At 41.1% G+C, this 17,309-nt stretch carries 16 protein-coding genes; 13 read left to right on the top strand and 3 right to left on the bottom strand.

The window, feature by feature from the left end:
* Positions 1 to 8 precede the first annotated feature (8 nt).
* The 7 genes from BM380_RS16435 (at position 9) to BM380_RS16405 (ending at position 5,408) form a co-directional block, all read left to right on the top strand.
* Positions 9 to 668 (top strand): response regulator, encoded by a 660-nt coding sequence (locus BM380_RS16435; protein ID WP_090495231.1) that lies wholly within the window; start codon positions 9 to 11, stop codon positions 666 to 668.
* Positions 669 to 730: 62 nt separating this feature from the next.
* Positions 731 to 2,032, top strand: a complete 1,302-nt coding sequence (locus BM380_RS16430) for an ATP-binding protein (protein WP_090495229.1) — start codon at positions 731 to 733, stop codon at positions 2,030 to 2,032.
* Positions 2,025 to 2,378: a cupredoxin domain-containing protein gene (locus tag BM380_RS16425; RefSeq protein ID WP_028834667.1), complete on the top strand. Its 354-nt coding sequence runs from the start codon at positions 2,025 to 2,027 to the stop codon at positions 2,376 to 2,378. Before BM380_RS16430 ends, BM380_RS16425 begins: the two co-directional genes overlap by 8 nt.
* Positions 2,365 to 3,105, top strand: a complete 741-nt coding sequence (locus BM380_RS16420; RefSeq protein ID WP_090495228.1) for an FTR1 family protein — start codon at positions 2,365 to 2,367, stop codon at positions 3,103 to 3,105. The genes BM380_RS16425 and BM380_RS16420 overlap by 14 nt, the downstream gene beginning before the upstream one ends.
* Positions 3,102 to 3,815: a hypothetical protein gene (locus tag BM380_RS16415; protein ID WP_028834668.1), complete on the top strand. Its 714-nt coding sequence runs from the start codon at positions 3,102 to 3,104 to the stop codon at positions 3,813 to 3,815. The genes BM380_RS16420 and BM380_RS16415 overlap by 4 nt, the downstream gene beginning before the upstream one ends.
* Before the next feature lie 260 nt (positions 3,816 to 4,075).
* A complete protein-coding gene (locus BM380_RS16410) occupies positions 4,076 to 4,285 on the top strand; it encodes a cold-shock protein (protein WP_008467029.1) in 210 nt (69 codons plus the stop codon).
* Between the two features lie 439 nt (positions 4,286 to 4,724).
* Positions 4,725 to 5,408: a substrate-binding periplasmic protein gene (locus BM380_RS16405; RefSeq protein ID WP_254772078.1), complete on the top strand. Its 684-nt coding sequence runs from the start codon at positions 4,725 to 4,727 to the stop codon at positions 5,406 to 5,408.
* A 396-nt stretch (positions 5,409 to 5,804) separates the two neighbouring features.
* On the opposite strand, the gene BM380_RS16400 is transcribed toward BM380_RS16405, so the two are convergent.
* Positions 5,805 to 7,028 (bottom strand): NupC/NupG family nucleoside CNT transporter, encoded by a 1,224-nt coding sequence (locus BM380_RS16400; protein WP_013462846.1) that lies wholly within the window; start codon positions 7,026 to 7,028, stop codon positions 5,805 to 5,807.
* Positions 7,029 to 7,045: 17 nt separating this feature from the next.
* Positions 7,046 to 7,675, bottom strand: coding sequence for a uridine kinase (gene udk, locus BM380_RS16395; RefSeq protein ID WP_013462847.1), 630 nt, complete (start codon positions 7,673 to 7,675; stop codon positions 7,046 to 7,048).
* A 192-nt stretch (positions 7,676 to 7,867) separates the two neighbouring features.
* Between udk and BM380_RS16390 the strand changes: the two genes are divergently transcribed.
* From BM380_RS16390 to BM380_RS16370, 5 genes are all read left to right on the top strand, one after another.
* Complete coding sequence (locus BM380_RS16390) at positions 7,868 to 9,085, top strand: phosphopentomutase (protein ID WP_028834670.1); 1,218 nt, start codon at positions 7,868 to 7,870, stop codon at positions 9,083 to 9,085.
* A gap of 65 nt (positions 9,086 to 9,150) precedes the next feature.
* On the top strand, positions 9,151 to 9,852 hold the full coding sequence (gene deoD / locus BM380_RS16385) for a purine-nucleoside phosphorylase (protein ID WP_036955453.1): 702 nt from the start codon (positions 9,151 to 9,153) through the stop codon (positions 9,850 to 9,852).
* A 1,007-nt stretch (positions 9,853 to 10,859) separates the two neighbouring features.
* Positions 10,860 to 11,603 carry a ferredoxin--NADP reductase gene (locus BM380_RS16380; RefSeq protein WP_090495225.1) on the top strand — a complete coding sequence of 248 codons (744 nt, stop codon included), beginning with the start codon at positions 10,860 to 10,862 and terminating at the stop codon, positions 11,601 to 11,603.
* Positions 11,604 to 11,693: 90 nt separating this feature from the next.
* Positions 11,694 to 12,395: a nuclear transport factor 2 family protein gene (locus BM380_RS16375; RefSeq protein WP_090495223.1), complete on the top strand. Its 702-nt coding sequence runs from the start codon at positions 11,694 to 11,696 to the stop codon at positions 12,393 to 12,395.
* Between the two features lie 9 nt (positions 12,396 to 12,404).
* The gene (locus BM380_RS16370; protein WP_008467890.1) at positions 12,405 to 12,725 is read left to right on the top strand and encodes a hypothetical protein; all 321 of its coding nucleotides are present in this window, start codon (positions 12,405 to 12,407) and stop codon (positions 12,723 to 12,725) included.
* Between the two features lie 199 nt (positions 12,726 to 12,924).
* Here the strand turns inward: BM380_RS16370 and BM380_RS16365 are convergent, their stop codons facing one another.
* Positions 12,925 to 13,809, bottom strand: coding sequence for a tetratricopeptide repeat protein (locus BM380_RS16365; RefSeq protein WP_008467888.1), 885 nt, complete (start codon positions 13,807 to 13,809; stop codon positions 12,925 to 12,927).
* Between the two features lie 654 nt (positions 13,810 to 14,463).
* Here BM380_RS16365 and katG point away from each other — a divergent pair.
* The gene (gene katG, locus BM380_RS16360) at positions 14,464 to 16,644 is read left to right on the top strand and encodes a catalase/peroxidase HPI (RefSeq protein WP_090495221.1); all 2,181 of its coding nucleotides are present in this window, start codon (positions 14,464 to 14,466) and stop codon (positions 16,642 to 16,644) included.
* Positions 16,645 to 17,309 lie beyond the last annotated feature (665 nt).

Here is a 17,309-nt window from a genome sequence, read left to right as displayed (position 1 = left end):
AACAAACAATGCATTTATTATTAGTTGAAGATGATCATCTTGTGGCGCAAGGGCTTTGCCGCTCATTGCGCCAAGAAGGCTACAGTGTAGAACACAGCGCAACGGTTAAGCATGCGTTGCAATGTTTAGGCAGTGGCGAAATAGAGTTGGTTATACTTGACCTAGGCTTACCTGATGGTGATGGTTCGCAAATTTTAAAGCACATAAAAGCACAAAAAAAAGTCATTCCGGTGGTGATACTAACCGCTCGCAGTAGCATAGATGATAAAGTGCAAGGGCTTGATATGGGGGCTGATGATTATTTAGCTAAGCCATTTGAACCAGCCGAATTATTTGCTCGTTTGCGCGTAGCGAGCCGACGTGTAAATCAAGCTCAGTCGAGCTTATTACAATGTGGTGATGTTACTATGGATACGTCAGCGCACACGGTCACTTTAGCCAATGAACCGCTTTCTCTGCCGCGAAAAGAGTACATGCTGCTAAAAGCGTTACTGGAAAACCAAGGTCGCGTGCAATCTAAGCAGCAGTTAGAAAATAAACTCTATCAATGGGGTGAAGAGGTTGGCTCTAACACCATTGAGGTGCATATTCATCACCTACGAAAAAAATTCCCCAGCGATTTTATTAAAACTCTCCGTGGTATTGGCTATGTTGTGGGAAAGAGATAGCTCACGTGATTAAAACGCCCCTAGATTGCACAAACTTGAATTTACAAAGGTAACCATGCACTATGTCAATTCGTAAGCGTTTAACACTTATCTTACTGTCAATGATGGTGTTAACCTGCTTTTTAGCTTTAGTAAAAGGCTATCAAAAAAGTATGAGCCATGGTGAGCAATTACTCGATAGTGAGCTAAAAGTAGTGGCTGGAGTCTTGATGCAACAGCCTCTATCTATAAACGCTATGGCGCCAAAAATGCAAGAAAGCGCCCAGTTACTGTATCAAATTTGGCAAAGTGGTGAGCTACTTAGCGGTTCTGACGAATTAAATCTTGATTTGAGCCAATATCAAGCAGGTTTTCAAACGCTTAATATTGCAGGGCAGCGAATGCGGGTATTCGTTTTTGCTACTTCTTTACGCACCGTTATTGTTGCCGAGCCGATTGCTAAGCGGTTTGAGCTTGCCGAGGCGGTGATTTTATCAGCCATGTTACCCATGTTATGGGCGGTTCCTTTGCTTGCGCTATTTATTAGCTTTTTTGTTAAATATGCACTGGCACCGTTAACCCGTTTATCAAAACAGTTAGCCCTGCGCCAAGCAAATGATTTCACAGCGATCAATTGGCAGGTGACGGATGAAGAAATAAAACCAGTGATCAGCCGCTTAAACGACTTATTTAAACGCGTAGAAACGGCCTATTTACGAGAGCGTTTTTTTGCCTCAGATGCCGCCCATGAATTACGTACACCCCTGAGCAGTTTAAAAATTAATGTGCATAATTTGGCCGCCCAACAAGGCGATAACCAAGAATTACAAGCCATGACTCAAGGTATTAATCGACTCACCAATATAGTGGAGCAAATGCTAATACTAGGGCGTACTCAGCCAGAGCAGTGGCAAAAGCAGTTTAAAGAACAGTCATTATTAGCGATCACGCAAGAAGTAGTTAGCCAACTATATGAAAAACTAGAGGCTAAAAATCACACTATTAGCCTTGAGGGAGATGACTTTACTATTAACGGTGATGAGTTTACCTTAGTGACGTTGATTTCAAACCTACTGAGTAATGCTATAAAGTACGCGCCTGCAAACGGACAAATAAAAATTACCCTAAAGCAGATGCACAGGCAGCGTATTTGGCAAATAGAAGACAGCGGTCCAGGTATGACGGACGATCAAAAACAACGGATATTTAACCGTTTTTATCGCGTTGGCGGTGACCAACATCCTTCGGGTGAACAAGGTGCGGGCTTAGGCATGGCAATAGTCCAGCACATTATTGCTATTTATAGCGCTGAAATTAATTTAACAGACAGCGATTTGGGCGGCTTAAAAGTACAGGTAGTTTTTGCAGGAGCTAAATGTGATTAAACGACTTATTCACCCCTATTTATATTGTTGCGTATTTTTATCATTTAACGCCGCCAGTAAAGACTATCTTATTGTACTTAAAGATCATTTATTTTATCCCGCAGAAATCGTGGTGCCGGCCAATAAAAAGGTACGCTTGTTAATCGAAAATCAAGATAGTACGCCTGAAGAATTCGACAGTTTCGATCTCAACCGAGAGAAAGTACTTTACCCTAATCGCAAAAGCGTTATTTATATTGGGCCGTTAACTCCTGGGCGTTATGAATTTTTTGGCGAGTTCTCGCCCAATACGGCGCGTGGTGCTGTAATAGCGACCGAAAAGGAGGGTTCTGATGCTAATAACTAGCCTTGTGATGAGCCTCAATCAGTTATTGCCGGTGGCCATTTTACTTATTTTATTCCAAGTGATTGCCAAGCAAAGTTTAGTGAAGGTACTGGGGATGCTTGTTTTAGGTGTGGGGTTATCATTTTTATTTGTAAAAAGTGCTCCGCTAATTAGTCCCTTGTTCGACTACCAGGGTTTAGAATATACCCAAATTGCTTTATGTGTTTTAGTGTTTATCAGTGCGCTGTACTACGCCATTAAACAAGCAACGCCTGCATTTATGATTGCGATTATCAGTGTAATGACTCTTTATTTAAGTCATTACATTATTTACCTGATTGGCTTTTGGCAAAACAACGAAGCAGCACAAAGCTTATTTATTGGCACTTTTTTAGGCTTGGGGATATGCAGTAGCTTTAGTGTGTTGTTGTATTTTTTATTGAGTGCAATCAAACAGCGCTTTGGGCTTACCCCTTTATTGGTATTGTTAGCATTAAACAGTGCGGCAAAACTGGTTGTGGCACTTGATTTGGCGAGCCAAATTGATTTGATAGCAACAACGGCAACCGTATGGGATTTACGTGCTATTTTAACTGAAAACTCAGAGTTTGGACGGGTTTTGCGCGCACTTATCGGTTATGAGGCTACGCCTAATTTAACCAGTGTTTTAAGTTATGTGCTGAGCAGCGTGTTATTTTTATCAGTTTGTTATTTTATTCCTAAATCAATAACTAAGGAACAATCATGAAAGCAATAAACCTATTTGCAGCCACTGTATTAATTGGTTTTTGTTTATTAATACCTAAGCTGGCTTATGCTGATGGCATAGTGGTTGATAAAGTTTATCATCCTTATGTGTTGCCGTTTGAGCGCGAGCTAGAGTGGCGGCTTGTGTCACATCAAACCGACAGTGGTAATATTTTAGCGCAGCGCGTTGGCTTAGGCGGCGCAATTAACGACACCATGGCATTGGAAGGCTATTTAGTGGGTGAGCGCGATGATAATGGTGACTTTGGCTTGCAAGCGTATGAGTTAGAACTTCGTTGGCAGTTAATAGAGCAGGGCAGGCTATGGGCTGATTGGGGCGCGTTATTTGAATTTGAAAAACAGCATGACGCCGACGCATACGAAGCAACCACCGGTTTTGTGATTGAAAAAGAGTTTGGTCGTGCAAGTCTCACTATGAATGCATTTTTAGTGTACGAGTGGGGCCAAGATATACAAAATGAGTGGGAAAGCGAATTTAGAGCGCAATATCGCTACCGCTATTTGTCTGCTTTTCAGCCCGCGGTTGAGGTTTACCTTGGCGAAGACTTTGTCGGTATTGGCCCCGGATTTATAGGGTTACATCGCTTTGATGGGCAAAAACAATTAAAGTGGGAAGCCGGTTTTATTACCGAAATCAGCCAGTCAGAGAAAAATCATAGCTTTAGAATGGCACTAGAATTTGAATTTTAAGCTCTTTAAACAAGTACTTAATTTATAAAGCGGGCTGCTTAAGCTATTTTATAAATTAAATCGCATTAAGGGTTGACTTGAGTCTGTAACTCTATATAGTAGTCCGCAGCTAGAAAGAAAGCATGATAATTTATAAATCTCCATTTCGTTGTTGTATAAGTAATACTTGTAGTGCCGTCCTGAAGTTTTTAAGTACCATCTCATTTTTTGCTACACCGCCCATTAGGGCACAATTTAATTTTTATATCAGGAATAATACTATGTCTAACATCGTATCAGGTACAGTTAAGTGGTTCAACGAGTCTAAAGGTTTTGGTTTCATCGAGCAAGAAAATGGTCCAGACGTTTTCGCACATTTCTCAGCAATCAAAAGCGAAGGTTTCAAAACTTTAGCTGAAGGCCAACGTGTAGAGTTCACTCTTTCACAAGGTCAAAAAGGTCCTCAAGCTGATAACATCACAGCTCTATAATTTTACTTTTAAGTAAAATGAAAAAAAGCGCTTAAGGCGCTTTTTTTGTGTCTAAAATTTAAGAATATCTCCCCACCATCTGTAAATTTATACCAATTCGCTTAATTAAGCGGTCTATTTTGAGGCAGGAAAAACGGGTTGATAGCTAGACAAAAAATTCGCTATTTAGTTGTTCTAAATGAGAATTTTTTAACACAGGTAGCGACACGTTTAGCCCCGCAAAATGATTGAGTATTATTGCGGATTGGTATTATTAACGATAGTCATTCTCAAATGATCTGCTATTTTTAACATTATAAAAGTGCTATAAATTAATAGTTTCTACATGCTTTCTAGGTTAAGGTTATTACTTAAATTATAGGGGGTGTTTATTTTTAAATTTACATTATTAGCGTTAGGGTTGCTATTTAGCCATAATATCCAGGCTAAAGCGCCTAAATTGGTTATTTATACCGAAAGCTTTGCTCCTTACAATTTTCAAAATGAAGCTGGGCAGCTAGCGGGTATTAATCATGACATAGTGAAAGACGCTTGTTATCGTGCCGCACTAGAGTGCGAATTTATTATGTTACCTTGGAAGCGTGCTTACCAGTTAGTGCAAAATAACCCACACTCAGCCATCATTTCTCTAGCAAAAACGCAAGAACGTATTCCTCTTTTTGAATGGGTGGGACCTTTGGTATCGAGCCAAACCTACTTTTTTAAATTAAAAACTAGCGACCATATTGTGATGAATGATATTTCACAAGCTAAAAACTACTCGTTGGGCATAGTGCGAGGCGACATTTATGAAATACTGGTGCGTCGACTTGGGTTTGTTACCGATAAAAACTTACTACTGTTTAGTGAAGCAGACTCATTTATGCGACTGTTTTTTAAAAAACGCATCGATTTAATTATTGGCTCTGACTTTACGATTGATCATCAAACTGAGCCATTTGGGTACTCTAGGGATGACTTGGTGAAGCTCAAGCAAATTCATGTGGATGAGCTTAAAGGCAACTATATTGGCTTTAACAAAGCCGCTTCACCTGTGGTAGTAAAACGCTTTAATCAAGCACTTGAGCAGCTTAAGGCTGAGTTTGGCTATGAAGCTTACATTAAACGTTATGTAAAAAATTAAGCGTTTAGACCATAAGCACAGAAAAACTCAAAAAGTTCCCACTCAATAATGCCTATATTACCTCTTCACAGCCATTCATTCTTGTTAACTTCGCTACCTTTTATACTCTCAAGTGCCTTGTAAAGGGCTAACAAGTAAATGCTTCTGCAGTTACACAGTTGTTTATATTTTTTAGTGAGTGCAATGATGGCTTTTGATGGCGTAAGGAGTGCGTGAATGAAAGCTTTGCTAGGAATTTTTAGGTATGAATTGCTGAGGATTTAGAAAGTAGAGGCTATAAAAACGATAAAAGGGCCTTGCGGCCCTTGGTGAAGTATCGTTCAAGTCAGATAGTGCTTTAACCCCTTAAAGCGCTATCCTATTGTTTTGCAACAGTTGGATCGTCTCATTAAGTTTCTAAGCTAGCGAGAGGAAAAACCCAGCAATTGCTGCGCTCATAAGGTTAGCCATAGATCCTGCTAACACTGCTCTGAGCCCTAAGCGTGCGATATCCTTTCGCCGACTAGGCGCCATACCGCCTAATCCACCTAGTAAAATGGCTATCGATGATAAGTTAGCAAAGCCACACAAAGCAAAGGTAACAATTGCTTGTGTATGCGCACTTAACGTATCGCGATAATTTATAAAGTCTAAGTAAGCAACAAACTCATTTACTACTAACTTTTGACCAATAAAGCTGCCGGCTAAAATTGCCTCATTCCACGGTACACCTAATAACCATGCAACAGGGGCAAATAAGTAGCCTAAAATTTCTTGTAGCGTTAATGTAGGGTAATCAAACAACCCACCAATACCGCCTAATAAACCGTTTAATAACGCAATCAGTGCAACAAATGCTAAAAGCATAGCACCTACGTTTAATGCTAAGTGCATACCGTTTGCTGCGCCTGATGCTGCTGCGTCAATAACATTAACCGGTTTGTCGTCGCCTAAATCTATATCGGCTAAATCATCTTTAGGTGTTTCTGTCTCTGGCACTATCATTTTTGCCATCAAGAAACCACCTGGTGCTGCCATAAAGCTGGCTGCAATTAAATATTTAAGGTCTACACCAATGATCACGTAACCGGCCATTACAGAGCCTGCTACGGTGGCCAAACCACCTACCATTACGGCAAATAACTCAGATTTGGTCATTGTCGCAATAAACGGTTTAACAATGAGTGGCGCTTCAGTTTGGCCAACAAAAATATTTGCGGTGGCTGAAAGCGACTCGGTGCGAGAGGTTTTCAATAATTTTTGTAAACCACCGCCTAAAATTTTAATTATCCAATCCATAATGCCTAAGTGGTATAACACAGCAACAAGTGCTGAGAAAAACACAATCACTGGCAATACTTGAATGGCAAAAATAAACCCTAGCGTATCTTGCGATGCTAATGGGCCAAATAAAAAGCCAATTCCATCGTTGGCATACCCAATAACCGATGAAACGGCGCGAGACATACTCGCTAATACATTTTTGCCTGCTTCAAAAAACAGTACAAAACCGCCGATAATGACTTGCATTAAAAATGCGATACCCACGGTTCTTAGTTTTATTGCTTTGCGATCAGTTGAGGCCGCAAAAGCGATGCCTAGTAGCACTAGCATGCCTACTAAGCTCATAAATGTTGTCATACAAACGTTTCCCGTTGTTATTCTTGTAAAATGTACTTTATTTTACTTTTTATAATATCAATCGCAACGCGATTCATACCGCCTCGAGTCACAACTAAGTCAGCGTTATGCTTTGAAGGCTCAATAAATTGATAAAACATCGGTCTAACAGTTGCTTGATATTGCTCAACAACAGATTGTAATGTTCTGCCTCTTTGTTCCATGTCGCGTTGCATTCGGCGCATTAAACAAATATCCAATGGCGTATCTATAAACACCTTGATATCAAATTCTTTATTAAGCGCTTTATCACTCAGTAATAAAATACCTTCTACAATGAGTATTTTAGCCGAAGCCACACGGCGCGTTTTATCGCTACGTGTATGCTGAGCATAATCATAAGTTGGTACTTCAACAGAGTGGCCATTACGAAGTTGCGTTAAATGCTCAAGCAATAGCTCGTGTTCAAATGCATCAGGATGGTCGTAATTCGTTTGCGTACGATGTGCCATCGGCAAATGCGATTGATCCTTGTAATAAGCATCTTCTTCAATAATGGCGATAGCGCCTGGTTCAAGCTCATTTACCAATTCATTGTAAATAGTTTGGCTAAATAGAGATTTGCCGGACGCCGATGCGCCTGCAATAGCTATAATAGTTCGTGTCACTAAAGTTCTCACCCACACAGAAGGATATATTGTTGGTAGATCACAATAGCAAAAAAGACACGATTAATCTCTTTTGCTTCGCTTAAGAGTGCAAATTTATAATGTTTAGGTTTTATGAAACAGGACTTATGTCCTGTACGGAAAATTCGAAGAGCAGATAAAGTAACCACCTAGAACAGATGTGAGGTCACAATGGCAAGAGCAATTATCTTAATGGCGGATAGTTTAGGAATTGGCGCAGCACCCGATGCAGATAAATTTGGTGATGTTGGTGCTAATACATTCGCACATTTACTCAAGGCATATTATGACGAGACTGGCAGTAAGCTTTCGCTTCCTAACCTTTCAAAATTAGGGTTAGTGGATGCATGTGAAGCCGCTGGTAAAGAACCCTGTTTAGTTGCTGAGCGACATGAACCACAAGGTGCATGGGGTTACGCAAAAGAGCTTTCAAGCGGTAAAGACACGCCATCGGGTCATTGGGAAATGGCAGGCGTGCCAGTGTTATTTGATTGGGGTTACTTCCCTAAAACACAGCCGAGTTTCCCACAAGAATTTGTAGACGAGTTTATTGCTCGCACAGGTATTCCGGGCATTTTAGGCAATTGCCATGCCTCAGGAACCACGATTTTAGAGCAGCTAGGTGAAGAGCACGTAAAAACAGGTAAACCAATCTGTTACACCTCAGCTGATAGTGTGTTTCAAATAGCCGCGCATGAAGAATCATTCGGCCTAGAGAAGCTTTATCAAGTTTGCGAAATCGCACGGGCGCTGCTTGATGAAATGAATATAGGGCGAGTGATTGCGCGGCCATTTTTGGGTTCTAATAATCAAGATTTTGCCAGAACAGGTAATCGTCGTGATTATTCAGTATTACCGCCATCGCCAACATTGCTTGATGTACTTGCAAAAGACGGTGGCGAAGTTATCAGTATTGGTAAAATTTCAGATATTTATGCGCATCAAGGCATTACCCAAAAGCATAAAGCGCCAGGGTTAATGAACTTGCTAGAAAAAACCAGCGAAGTGGTGGCGACTGCGCCGGATCACAGTTTGATTTTTACCAATTTAGTTGATTTTGATGAAAAGTTTGGTCACCGCCGAAATCCTGTTGGCTATGCGAAAGCGCTCAAAGAGTTTGATGATTACTTACCCACTATTTTAGCGCAATTAAAGCCGGATGATTTATTAATGATCACCGCCGATCATGGCTGTGACCCGACCTTTCCAGGGTCTGAGCACACCCGTGAATATGTGCCGGTTATTGCCTATCAGACAGGGATGAAAAATACCCCGCTGGGCGAACGCAATAGCTTTGCCGATATTGGCCAAACGCTTGCACAATGGTTTAACCTTAAAGCGTTAGAATATGGTGATGGCTTTATTGATAAGCTGAACACAGTTAAGTAACTTAAAAATACGCTCGCTATTTTTAAAGTAATAGGGCTTTTAGCCAAACAAAAGGAAAACAATCGATGAGTACTCCGCATATCAGTGCAAACGTAGGTGATTTTGCCGAAACAGTATTAATGCCAGGCGATCCGCTACGCGCACAATATATTGCTGAAAACTTTTTAGATGATGCAGTGCAAGTAACCGGCGTACGTAACATGTACGGCTTTACTGGAACTTACAAAGGTAAGCCAGTGAGCATTATGGGTTCTGGCATGGGCATTCCTTCAATGTCAATTTATGCTCGTGAGCTTATTGTCAGTTTTGGCGTTAAAAATATTATTCGTATTGGTACCTGTGGTGGTATTGGTAGCGATATTAAAATTCGCGACGTAATTTTTGCACAAGGTGCAAGCACAGATTCAAACGTAAATCGTGCCCGCGTTCGTGGCACTGACTTTGCTGCTATTGCTAACTTTGAATTACTTTTAAACGGCGTAAATGCAGCTAAAGATTTAGGTATTGATGCAAAAGTAGGCAACGTATTTACTACGGATACTTTTTATCAAGCAGACGACACGTTTTATAAAGATCTAGACAAACTAGGTGTACTCGCTGTTGATATGGAAACAGCTGGCTTATACGGCGTAGCAGCAGAATACGGCGCAAAAGCAATGGCATTATTTACCGTCAGTGATCATGTAATCACCGGCGAAGCAACACCTGCAGATGAGCGTCAAACCACGTTCAACGAAATGGTTAAAATTGCCCTAGAGTCAATTTAATTAACTATTTAAATAACCTGAACTTTGGTTAAGAGATTTACTAACGTATTGAATCAAAATTGATATTTATGTTTATTTTCTCTAGCAAGAGATTTCCAGTGAAAACAAGGCGAAATTACGCGTCAATAGCTCGCCTATTGCAAGTAAATTCAACGTAGTTAGCGCTGTAAATAGCTGCTTGAGATAGATTTATTATCCAGAGTTCAGGTTAAATACAACAGTTCCTTGGTAACGTATTCACTAAGTTTTGGAGACACGCCCAAAGTGAAGTGAGACTAAACCCCCAAAGCCGCATTTTATGCGGCTTTTTTTATGCCTGAAATTTAGGTGTGAGATTCGGGCCTCGGGGTGCGGGCCACGGGTTTCGAGCTACGGGCTTTAGGTTCCTAGGTTTCAGGTTCTGGGTTAAAGGTCAAAGGTCAAAGGTTAAAGGTTAAAGGTCAAAGGTTTTAGCAGTAGCTCGCAGCTCGTCACTCGAAGCCCGTTGTCTTCTCTTTGTTCAAACAGTTTTAGTGAGTTTTGCACAAAGAGGGCGAAGAGACGCTGCGCTTTTAGAGGAAGAAAAACCTAAATATTGATCTGTAGCAGCGATTTTATATCGCGTCAGGTCTAGGATATTAAACACAAATGCGCGAGGTAAACTCCCGCCTACTGATATGGTTAACTTCTGAATTTACTGTAGGCGGAGCTTTATACCGCGCAAGGTCATTATTCACAAAGAGGACAAAGAGACGCTGCGCTAAAAGAGTAGATTAAAGGTCTCAGGTTTTAGCACTAGCTCGTTGCTCGATACTCGTCACTCGAAGCTCGCTGCCTTCTCATTTATTTCCCTGTCAGTATTTATAACTTAATGCTAATGTTTAAGTTATAAAACTTGCTTTTAAAATGAACCACTTTAAGGTTTTAGCTGATAGCTGATAGCTGATAGCTGATAGCTGATAGCTGATAGCTGATAGCTGATAGCTGATAGCTGATAGCTAAAACACGTTTTACACTCTGGAGTAATTATGTCTAATTGGATTGATGCCACAGTAAAGTCAGTTAAATGGTGGAATGAATCGTTATTTAGCTTAACGGTTAACGCCGATGTAGAGCCGTTTAAAGCAGGGCAATTTACAAAGCTCTCTGTTATGGACGGTGAAAAACGCATTGCTCGGGCTTACTCGTATGTTAACGCACCAGATGATCCAAATTTAGAATTTTATTTAATTAATGTAGTCGATGGCCAATTGTCATCGCATTTAGCACAACTTACCCCAGGTGACACTGTACTAATAGAGCGCCGTGCTAGCGGTTTTTTTACCCTTGACGAAGTGCCAGCGAGTGAACAACTTTGGATGCTTTGCACCGGCACCGCTATTGGCCCGTTTTTATCAATATTGCAGCAAAGTGAGGTATGGCAAAAATACAAACATATCAACTTAGTGCATGGGGTGCGCCTAAATAGCGATTTAAGCTATCAGGAGCTAATTAATAAGTTATTAAAGGCTCATCCTGGGCAGCTTAATTATGTGCCAGTAGTTAGCCGTGAGGAGCCTTTACAAGGTTTAGCAGGGCGAATAACCACAGTGATAAAAAATAACGCGCTATCTGAACATGTGGGGCTGTGTGCTACCCCCAATAATGCACAGTTTATGTTGTGTGGTAATCCACAAATGGTTAAAGATACCAGTGAGTTATTAGTGGCTCAAAACTATAAGCGTAATCGTCGAAAAGAGCCGGGGCATATTACGGTTGAGCAGTATTGGTAATGAGCTATAACGCTATAATAACTATCTCATGAGGGTAAAATTTGCTATGTTGCGCGTTAATTGCATTTTGTCTTTGTACTTAGGAAAACCATGAAACCTTCATTCATTATATATGCGTGTTTATTCGCCGCTTTCACATTAAACTGTCATGCCATAGAGCAATCGGCATCATCAAACAATGCTGAACTGACACAGCCAGAAAAAGTACAGCCGCAACAAGATGCACTTGATACGTTAACTCAAGAGGCTAACATACCTAAACTACCCGATGTTAAGAAAGTGACTGCAGATGATTCTAAAGTACTTGGCAGCGAATCAACGAAGCCGGTTGAACAGCCTAAAAGTAAAGTAGATAAAGCACAAGCGGTCGTCGAGGCTGAGCAAGCAGTGACGCAAGCAAAAGAGGCACTTACAGCAAGGCAACAAGCCAAAGCAAAACAGTCTCGTGAGTCACTTGCTGTTATCGAGCAATTAGTTAAAGCCTACAACGCGCGTAACATTGAAGAATTTATTCGTATGTATGATGAAGATGTTGAGTTTTATATTTTCCCGAATGAGCTATTATTTAAAGGTAAAGAAAAATTAATTGCGCGTTATGGCATTATGTTTAAAAAGCTAAAGTGTCTTCACTCATCACCTATTAAGCGTATTGTGCATGGTGACATTGTGATTGACCATGAGCTATCAGAAACCTGCTCTAACGATCCGAACGTGATAGATAAACGTTCAGAGCTTATTTCAAGCTATCAAATTAAAGATGGCAAAGTGGTTAGGGTATTATTTTTTAGGTAATTATTAATTATGCAGCTAAGTGACGAGAAAAAAATTCGTGTAATGTATCGTGTAGAGCCCGGCTGTTTAGGCCCTGAGGGCGCAGACCACATTGAAGACTTTTGTCGCTTTGCGAACAAGCATATTAAGTCGCCTTATTATGCGCAGTTATTATTCTTACCTCGATACGACAAGCAAAAAGATGAGCGGCAATACAGCGTTAAAAACCGCAACTTATCTCAAGTGCAGGCTAAAGCGTATTTAAATCATTTTGAAATCAACATAGAAGACTTTGAAGAGCAGCTCGACGAGCTGCTTACTAAGTCAATAGACTTATACTTTAAACGCTAAGCTCTATTGACCTTTGTAGATTGATATTTGTTTAATCTAGAGGCAGTTTAATTGCGGCGCGAGCTTCTAACCTAGTGGGGTCGATAACTGCGCCTAAGTTATTCTACTGGCTTACATCCTTGTAATAATAAGTAAAAACTGAGCAAAACTTTCGCGTTCTGCTCACGCTTTTTACCACCCTCCCTGTAGGCAACGAAGTTTAGGCTTCGTTTGAAACTATCGCATTAAAGCTGTCGTTATCATGCAGACTGGCAAAGGCACTTTCATGAAGTAGCTCATTTCGTAAGTTGGGTGAGTATTCAAGCGACATTTTTATATCGGCTAGGGCATCTGCATGCTCATGCGTTAAAGCATACGCACAGGCGCGCTGCCAGTATGCGTAACCATAGTCGCTATCTATATCAATTGCTTGATTACAAAGCTCAATAGCTTGCTCAGTCTCATTTAATTCTAGTAAAGCATCCGCTTTGTAGGCAATGGCTTCTACATCTTCTGGTTTACGTTTTAAAATTTCATCGAATATTTCAATTTTATTCGCAATATCACTTTCAAGGTTGGCTCGCATCCATAACGAATGAACTTCATTAGTGATTGATATGCGTTCTTGGTTACTAAGTATTTCTTCAGAGCGTACTCGCAGTTTTTCTTCTAATATTTTCAAGCGATCTTCATACTCATCAGTAATAACACTCACTCGGGTGTTTACTATATCTTCTACTTTGTTCTTTACATCACGTAACGAGTTCCAGCCCACTAATACCAAAATAGACGCGGTGGCGGTAATTATGAAAAATACATTATTAATGGTATCTGTGGTGTAGGTAAGCGCCCGATCGGCTGTGTCTAACTGTGCATGCGTAACTTGTTTGGTCACGTCTTCACGCAGTTTTTGTTGATCTTGGCGAACCGACTTTAATTCGTCGAGAATATAACGTTCAAGTAATGGTTTGTACAAAGGGGCTTCTAGCTGTGCTAATTCACGCTGTTGTTGCTCGTTGAGTGCTGCGGTGTTTTTATCAGCAGCTTGCACCGCAGATGAAAAAACACCAATAAATACAATAAATAGTAAAAAATAAAAACGCATTGATATGCCTAGTTAAAAAATTAGTTAATCGCTTTGTTAACTTTAACATGCGCACATCATTGGTACTAGGGTGAGGATAGGGAAGCTGGAATTAACTCAAAAATCTTTTATTACAGGCAAAAAAAATCCAGCCCAAGTTGGGCTGGAAAAAACTACATCAACATATCAAGGGAACAATAGGAGATAGGTGCTATTGTAAGTTTGCCTACCTGAATTTTTACTTAACTAAATTCAAATAGATAAAAATAAAAAAGAAATAAAGGTGCATAAGTAACTTATACACCTTTTATAACTATAATTTCATGGCGAAGGGGGGTATTCCACTGTGCACTTAAGAAAACCTAAGTCACTTTCAAACCCTTCATCGTACATTACGTGGCTATTTTTAATAACGATCATCTATTTTATAAAAAGTTTTAATATTTATTTACGCTAAGCACAAACATTGGCTGCATCATCATATTTATAAATGAGAGTAATCGTTTTAAAGCATTACTTTGCCCTAGCGTATCAAAGCAGCTACACGTATATTGAATAAGCAGAGACCATAAACGTCATTCATTTAATGGCAATAAAATAACAGCGCTCCCAATTGGTGAATACCAAAAGCAGTAAGCATGGGCGTTTTTATTTATACTTAAAAAGGAGCTCAATATGGATAATCATAAAGCGGGTAAATGCCCGGTTATGCACGGCAGTAATACTACAACCGAAAACACCAATACAGATTGGTGGCCAAACTCACTTAATTTAGACATTCTTCATCAGCACGATAGCAAAACCAGCCCCTACGACAGCGACTTTAATTACGCCGACGCTTTTAATTCACTCGACCTAGAAGCACTTAAAACCGATTTAAAAGATTTAATGACTCAAAGCCAACCTTGGTGGCCAGCTGATTGGGGGCACTATGGAGGCCTGATGATCCGTATGGCATGGCACTCTGCGGGCTCGTACCGTTTAGCTGATGGTCGAGGCGGTGGTGGTACCGGTAATCAACGTTTTGCACCACTTAATTCGTGGCCAGATAATGCCAACCTAGATAAAGCGCGCCGTTTATTATGGCCAATTAAAAAGAAATATGGCAACAAGCTTTCATGGGCCGATTTAATTATTTTAGCCGGTAATATGGCGTACGAATCAATGGGATTAATAACCTTTGGTTTTGCCGGTGGTCGTGAAGATATTTGGCATCCAGAAAAAGACGTTTATTGGGGCGCAGAAAAAGAATGGCTTGCGCCAAGTGATGAGCGATATACCCAAGTAGATAAACCCGATACCATGGAAAACCCATTAGCGGCAGTGCAAATGGGTTTAATTTACGTAAACCCAGAAGGGGTAAATGGTAAACCTGACCCACTTAAAACCGCAGAACAAGTGCGCGAAACCTTTGCACGTATGGCAATGAACGATGAAGAAACCGCAGCGCTAACGGTAGGTGGCCATACAGTAGGTAAAACGCATGGTAACGGCAAAGAAGAAAACTTAGGCCCAGAGCCAGAAGCCGCCGATGTGCACGAGCAAGGCCTTGGCTGGAATAACCATAAAACCCGTGGAATTGGCCGCGATACCATGACCTCAGGTATTGAAGGCGCATGGACAACCTACCCAACTAAATGGGATAACGGCTACTGTAAATTGTTGCTTAATTACGAGTGGGAGCTAACCAAAAGCCCTGCAGGTGCTCATCAGTGGGAGCCGGTTAATATTAAAGAAGAAGACAAACCCGTCGATGTGGAAGACCCTTCGATTCGTTTAAACCCAATAATGACCGATGCCGACATGGCAATGAAGCTCGACCCAGCGTACCGTAAAATTATTGAGCGTTTTAATGACGATTTTGAGTACTTTACTGACGTATTTGCCCGCGCATGGTTTAAGTTAACCCACCGTGATTTAGGGCCAAAATCACGTTATTTGGGCGCCGATGTACCCAGCGAAGATTTAATTTGGCAAGATCCTATTCCTGCAGTTGATTACACCCTAAGCGACGCTGAAATAACCGATTTAAAAGCGAAGCTACTTAATTGTGGATTAAGTGAAACCGACTTAATTAATACCGCATGGGATAGCGCCCGCACTTATAGAGGCTCCGATCACCGTGGTGGTGCAAATGGCGCCCGTATTCGCCTTGCTCCGCAAAATAGCTGGCAAGGTAACGAGCCTGCGCGTTTAGCTAAAGTACTTAGCGCCCTTGAAACACTGCAAGCGAGTTTAACTAAGCCTGTTAGTATGGCCGATTTAATTGTACTTGGCGGCACCGCTGCGGTTGAGCAAGCTGCTAAAAAGGCAGGGGTTGATATAACCGTACCGTTTGCCCCAGGGCGTGGCGATGCTAGTGATGACATGACCGACGCAGAGTCATTCGAGCCATTAGAACCAATTCATGACGGTTTTAGAAATTGGCTGAAAAAAGACTATGCTGTATCCGCCGAGGAGCTATTATTAGAGCGCAGCCAATTAATGGGGCTAACCGCACCAGAAATGAGCGTATTACTAGGCGGTATGCGCGTACTAGGTACTAACTATGGCAATAGTGAACATGGTGTATTTACCGACAAGGTAGGCGTACTGAGTAACGACTTTTTTGTTAATTTAACCGACATGAATAACCGCTGGGAACCTGCAGCTAAAGGCGAGTACAACATAGTTGACCGCGCTAGTGGTAAAACTAAGTACACGGCTACGCGGGTTGATTTAGTATTTGGTTCAAACTCAATACTCCGTGCACTGGCAGAGTTTTATGCTCAAGACGATAACAAAACTCGTTTTGTACACGACTTTGTCGCCGCATGGGTAAAAGTGATGAACGCCGACCGGTTTGATATTAAATAAACCTAAGTAAAATTTAAAAAGGAGCAGCAATGCTCCTTTTTTTATATTATTTAGGTTAAAGGTTAAAGGTTAAAGGTTACGAGCTGCGGGCTGCGAGGAGCGGGTAAAATGCAGTGTCTATAAAATCGCTGCTACAGGATAGTAGTTGGCTTTTTTATTTCCTCTAAAAGCGCAGCGTCTCATGTCCTCTTTGTGAATAATGGTCTTGCGCGGCATAAAGCCCCACCTACGTTAAATCCAGATGTTAATCATATCCGTAGGCGGGAGTTTACCTCGCGCATTTTATCTAACGTTTAAATCTAATTTCTTGTTTGAGCACAGAGAAGCGAGTAAGAAGATAACGGGCTTCGCGTGGCGAGCTTGTACAAATAGTTTGACACCTAGTCGTATCAGCAATGAACCTTTAACCTACTCTTTCAGCGCAGCGCCTCTTAATCTCTGTGGTGAATAAATAACTTAAAACCTATTTGCACAAAGAGCAAAGAATGAGAGCAAATGAGCAAATAAAAAATACAGCTTTTCTCGGCCTTTTTTATAAACAAATTACCAATTGCGTTTTAATTGATACCAAGCAAAATTCTGCCGAACCCCGAACCCCGAACCCCGAACCCCGAACCCCGAACCCCGAACCCCGAACCCCGAACCCCGAACCCCGAACCCCGAAC

Origin of the sequence: Pseudoalteromonas sp. DSM 26666 (genome assembly GCF_900116475.1) — a bacterium.
GTDB lineage: Bacteria > Pseudomonadota > Gammaproteobacteria > Enterobacterales > Alteromonadaceae > Pseudoalteromonas > Pseudoalteromonas tetraodonis.
The sequence above is the reverse complement of the archived record's forward strand: the minus strand, read 5'-3'. Positions and strand labels throughout refer to the sequence as shown.

Coding starts and splice junctions, on each gene's coding strand:
- BM380_RS16435 (WP_090495231.1), top strand. CDS start 9: ATGCATTTATTATTAGTTGAAGATGATCATCTTGTGGCGCAAGGGCTT.
- BM380_RS16430 (WP_090495229.1), top strand. CDS start 731: ATGTCAATTCGTAAGCGTTTAACACTTATCTTACTGTCAATGATGGTG.
- BM380_RS16420 (WP_090495228.1), top strand. CDS start 2,365: ATGCTAATAACTAGCCTTGTGATGAGCCTCAATCAGTTATTGCCGGTG.
- BM380_RS16415 (WP_028834668.1), top strand. CDS start 3,102: ATGAAAGCAATAAACCTATTTGCAGCCACTGTATTAATTGGTTTTTGT.
- BM380_RS16410 (WP_008467029.1), top strand. CDS start 4,076: ATGTCTAACATCGTATCAGGTACAGTTAAGTGGTTCAACGAGTCTAAA.
- BM380_RS16400 (WP_013462846.1), bottom strand. CDS start 7,028: ATGACAACATTTATGAGCTTAGTAGGCATGCTAGTGCTACTAGGCATC.
- BM380_RS16390 (WP_028834670.1), top strand. CDS start 7,868: ATGGCAAGAGCAATTATCTTAATGGCGGATAGTTTAGGAATTGGCGCA.
- deoD (WP_036955453.1), top strand. CDS start 9,151: ATGAGTACTCCGCATATCAGTGCAAACGTAGGTGATTTTGCCGAAACA.
- BM380_RS16380 (WP_090495225.1), top strand. CDS start 10,860: ATGTCTAATTGGATTGATGCCACAGTAAAGTCAGTTAAATGGTGGAAT.
- BM380_RS16375 (WP_090495223.1), top strand. CDS start 11,694: ATGAAACCTTCATTCATTATATATGCGTGTTTATTCGCCGCTTTCACA.
- BM380_RS16370 (WP_008467890.1), top strand. CDS start 12,405: ATGCAGCTAAGTGACGAGAAAAAAATTCGTGTAATGTATCGTGTAGAG.
- BM380_RS16365 (WP_008467888.1), bottom strand. CDS start 13,809: ATGCGTTTTTATTTTTTACTATTTATTGTATTTATTGGTGTTTTTTCA.
- katG (WP_090495221.1), top strand. CDS start 14,464: ATGGATAATCATAAAGCGGGTAAATGCCCGGTTATGCACGGCAGTAAT.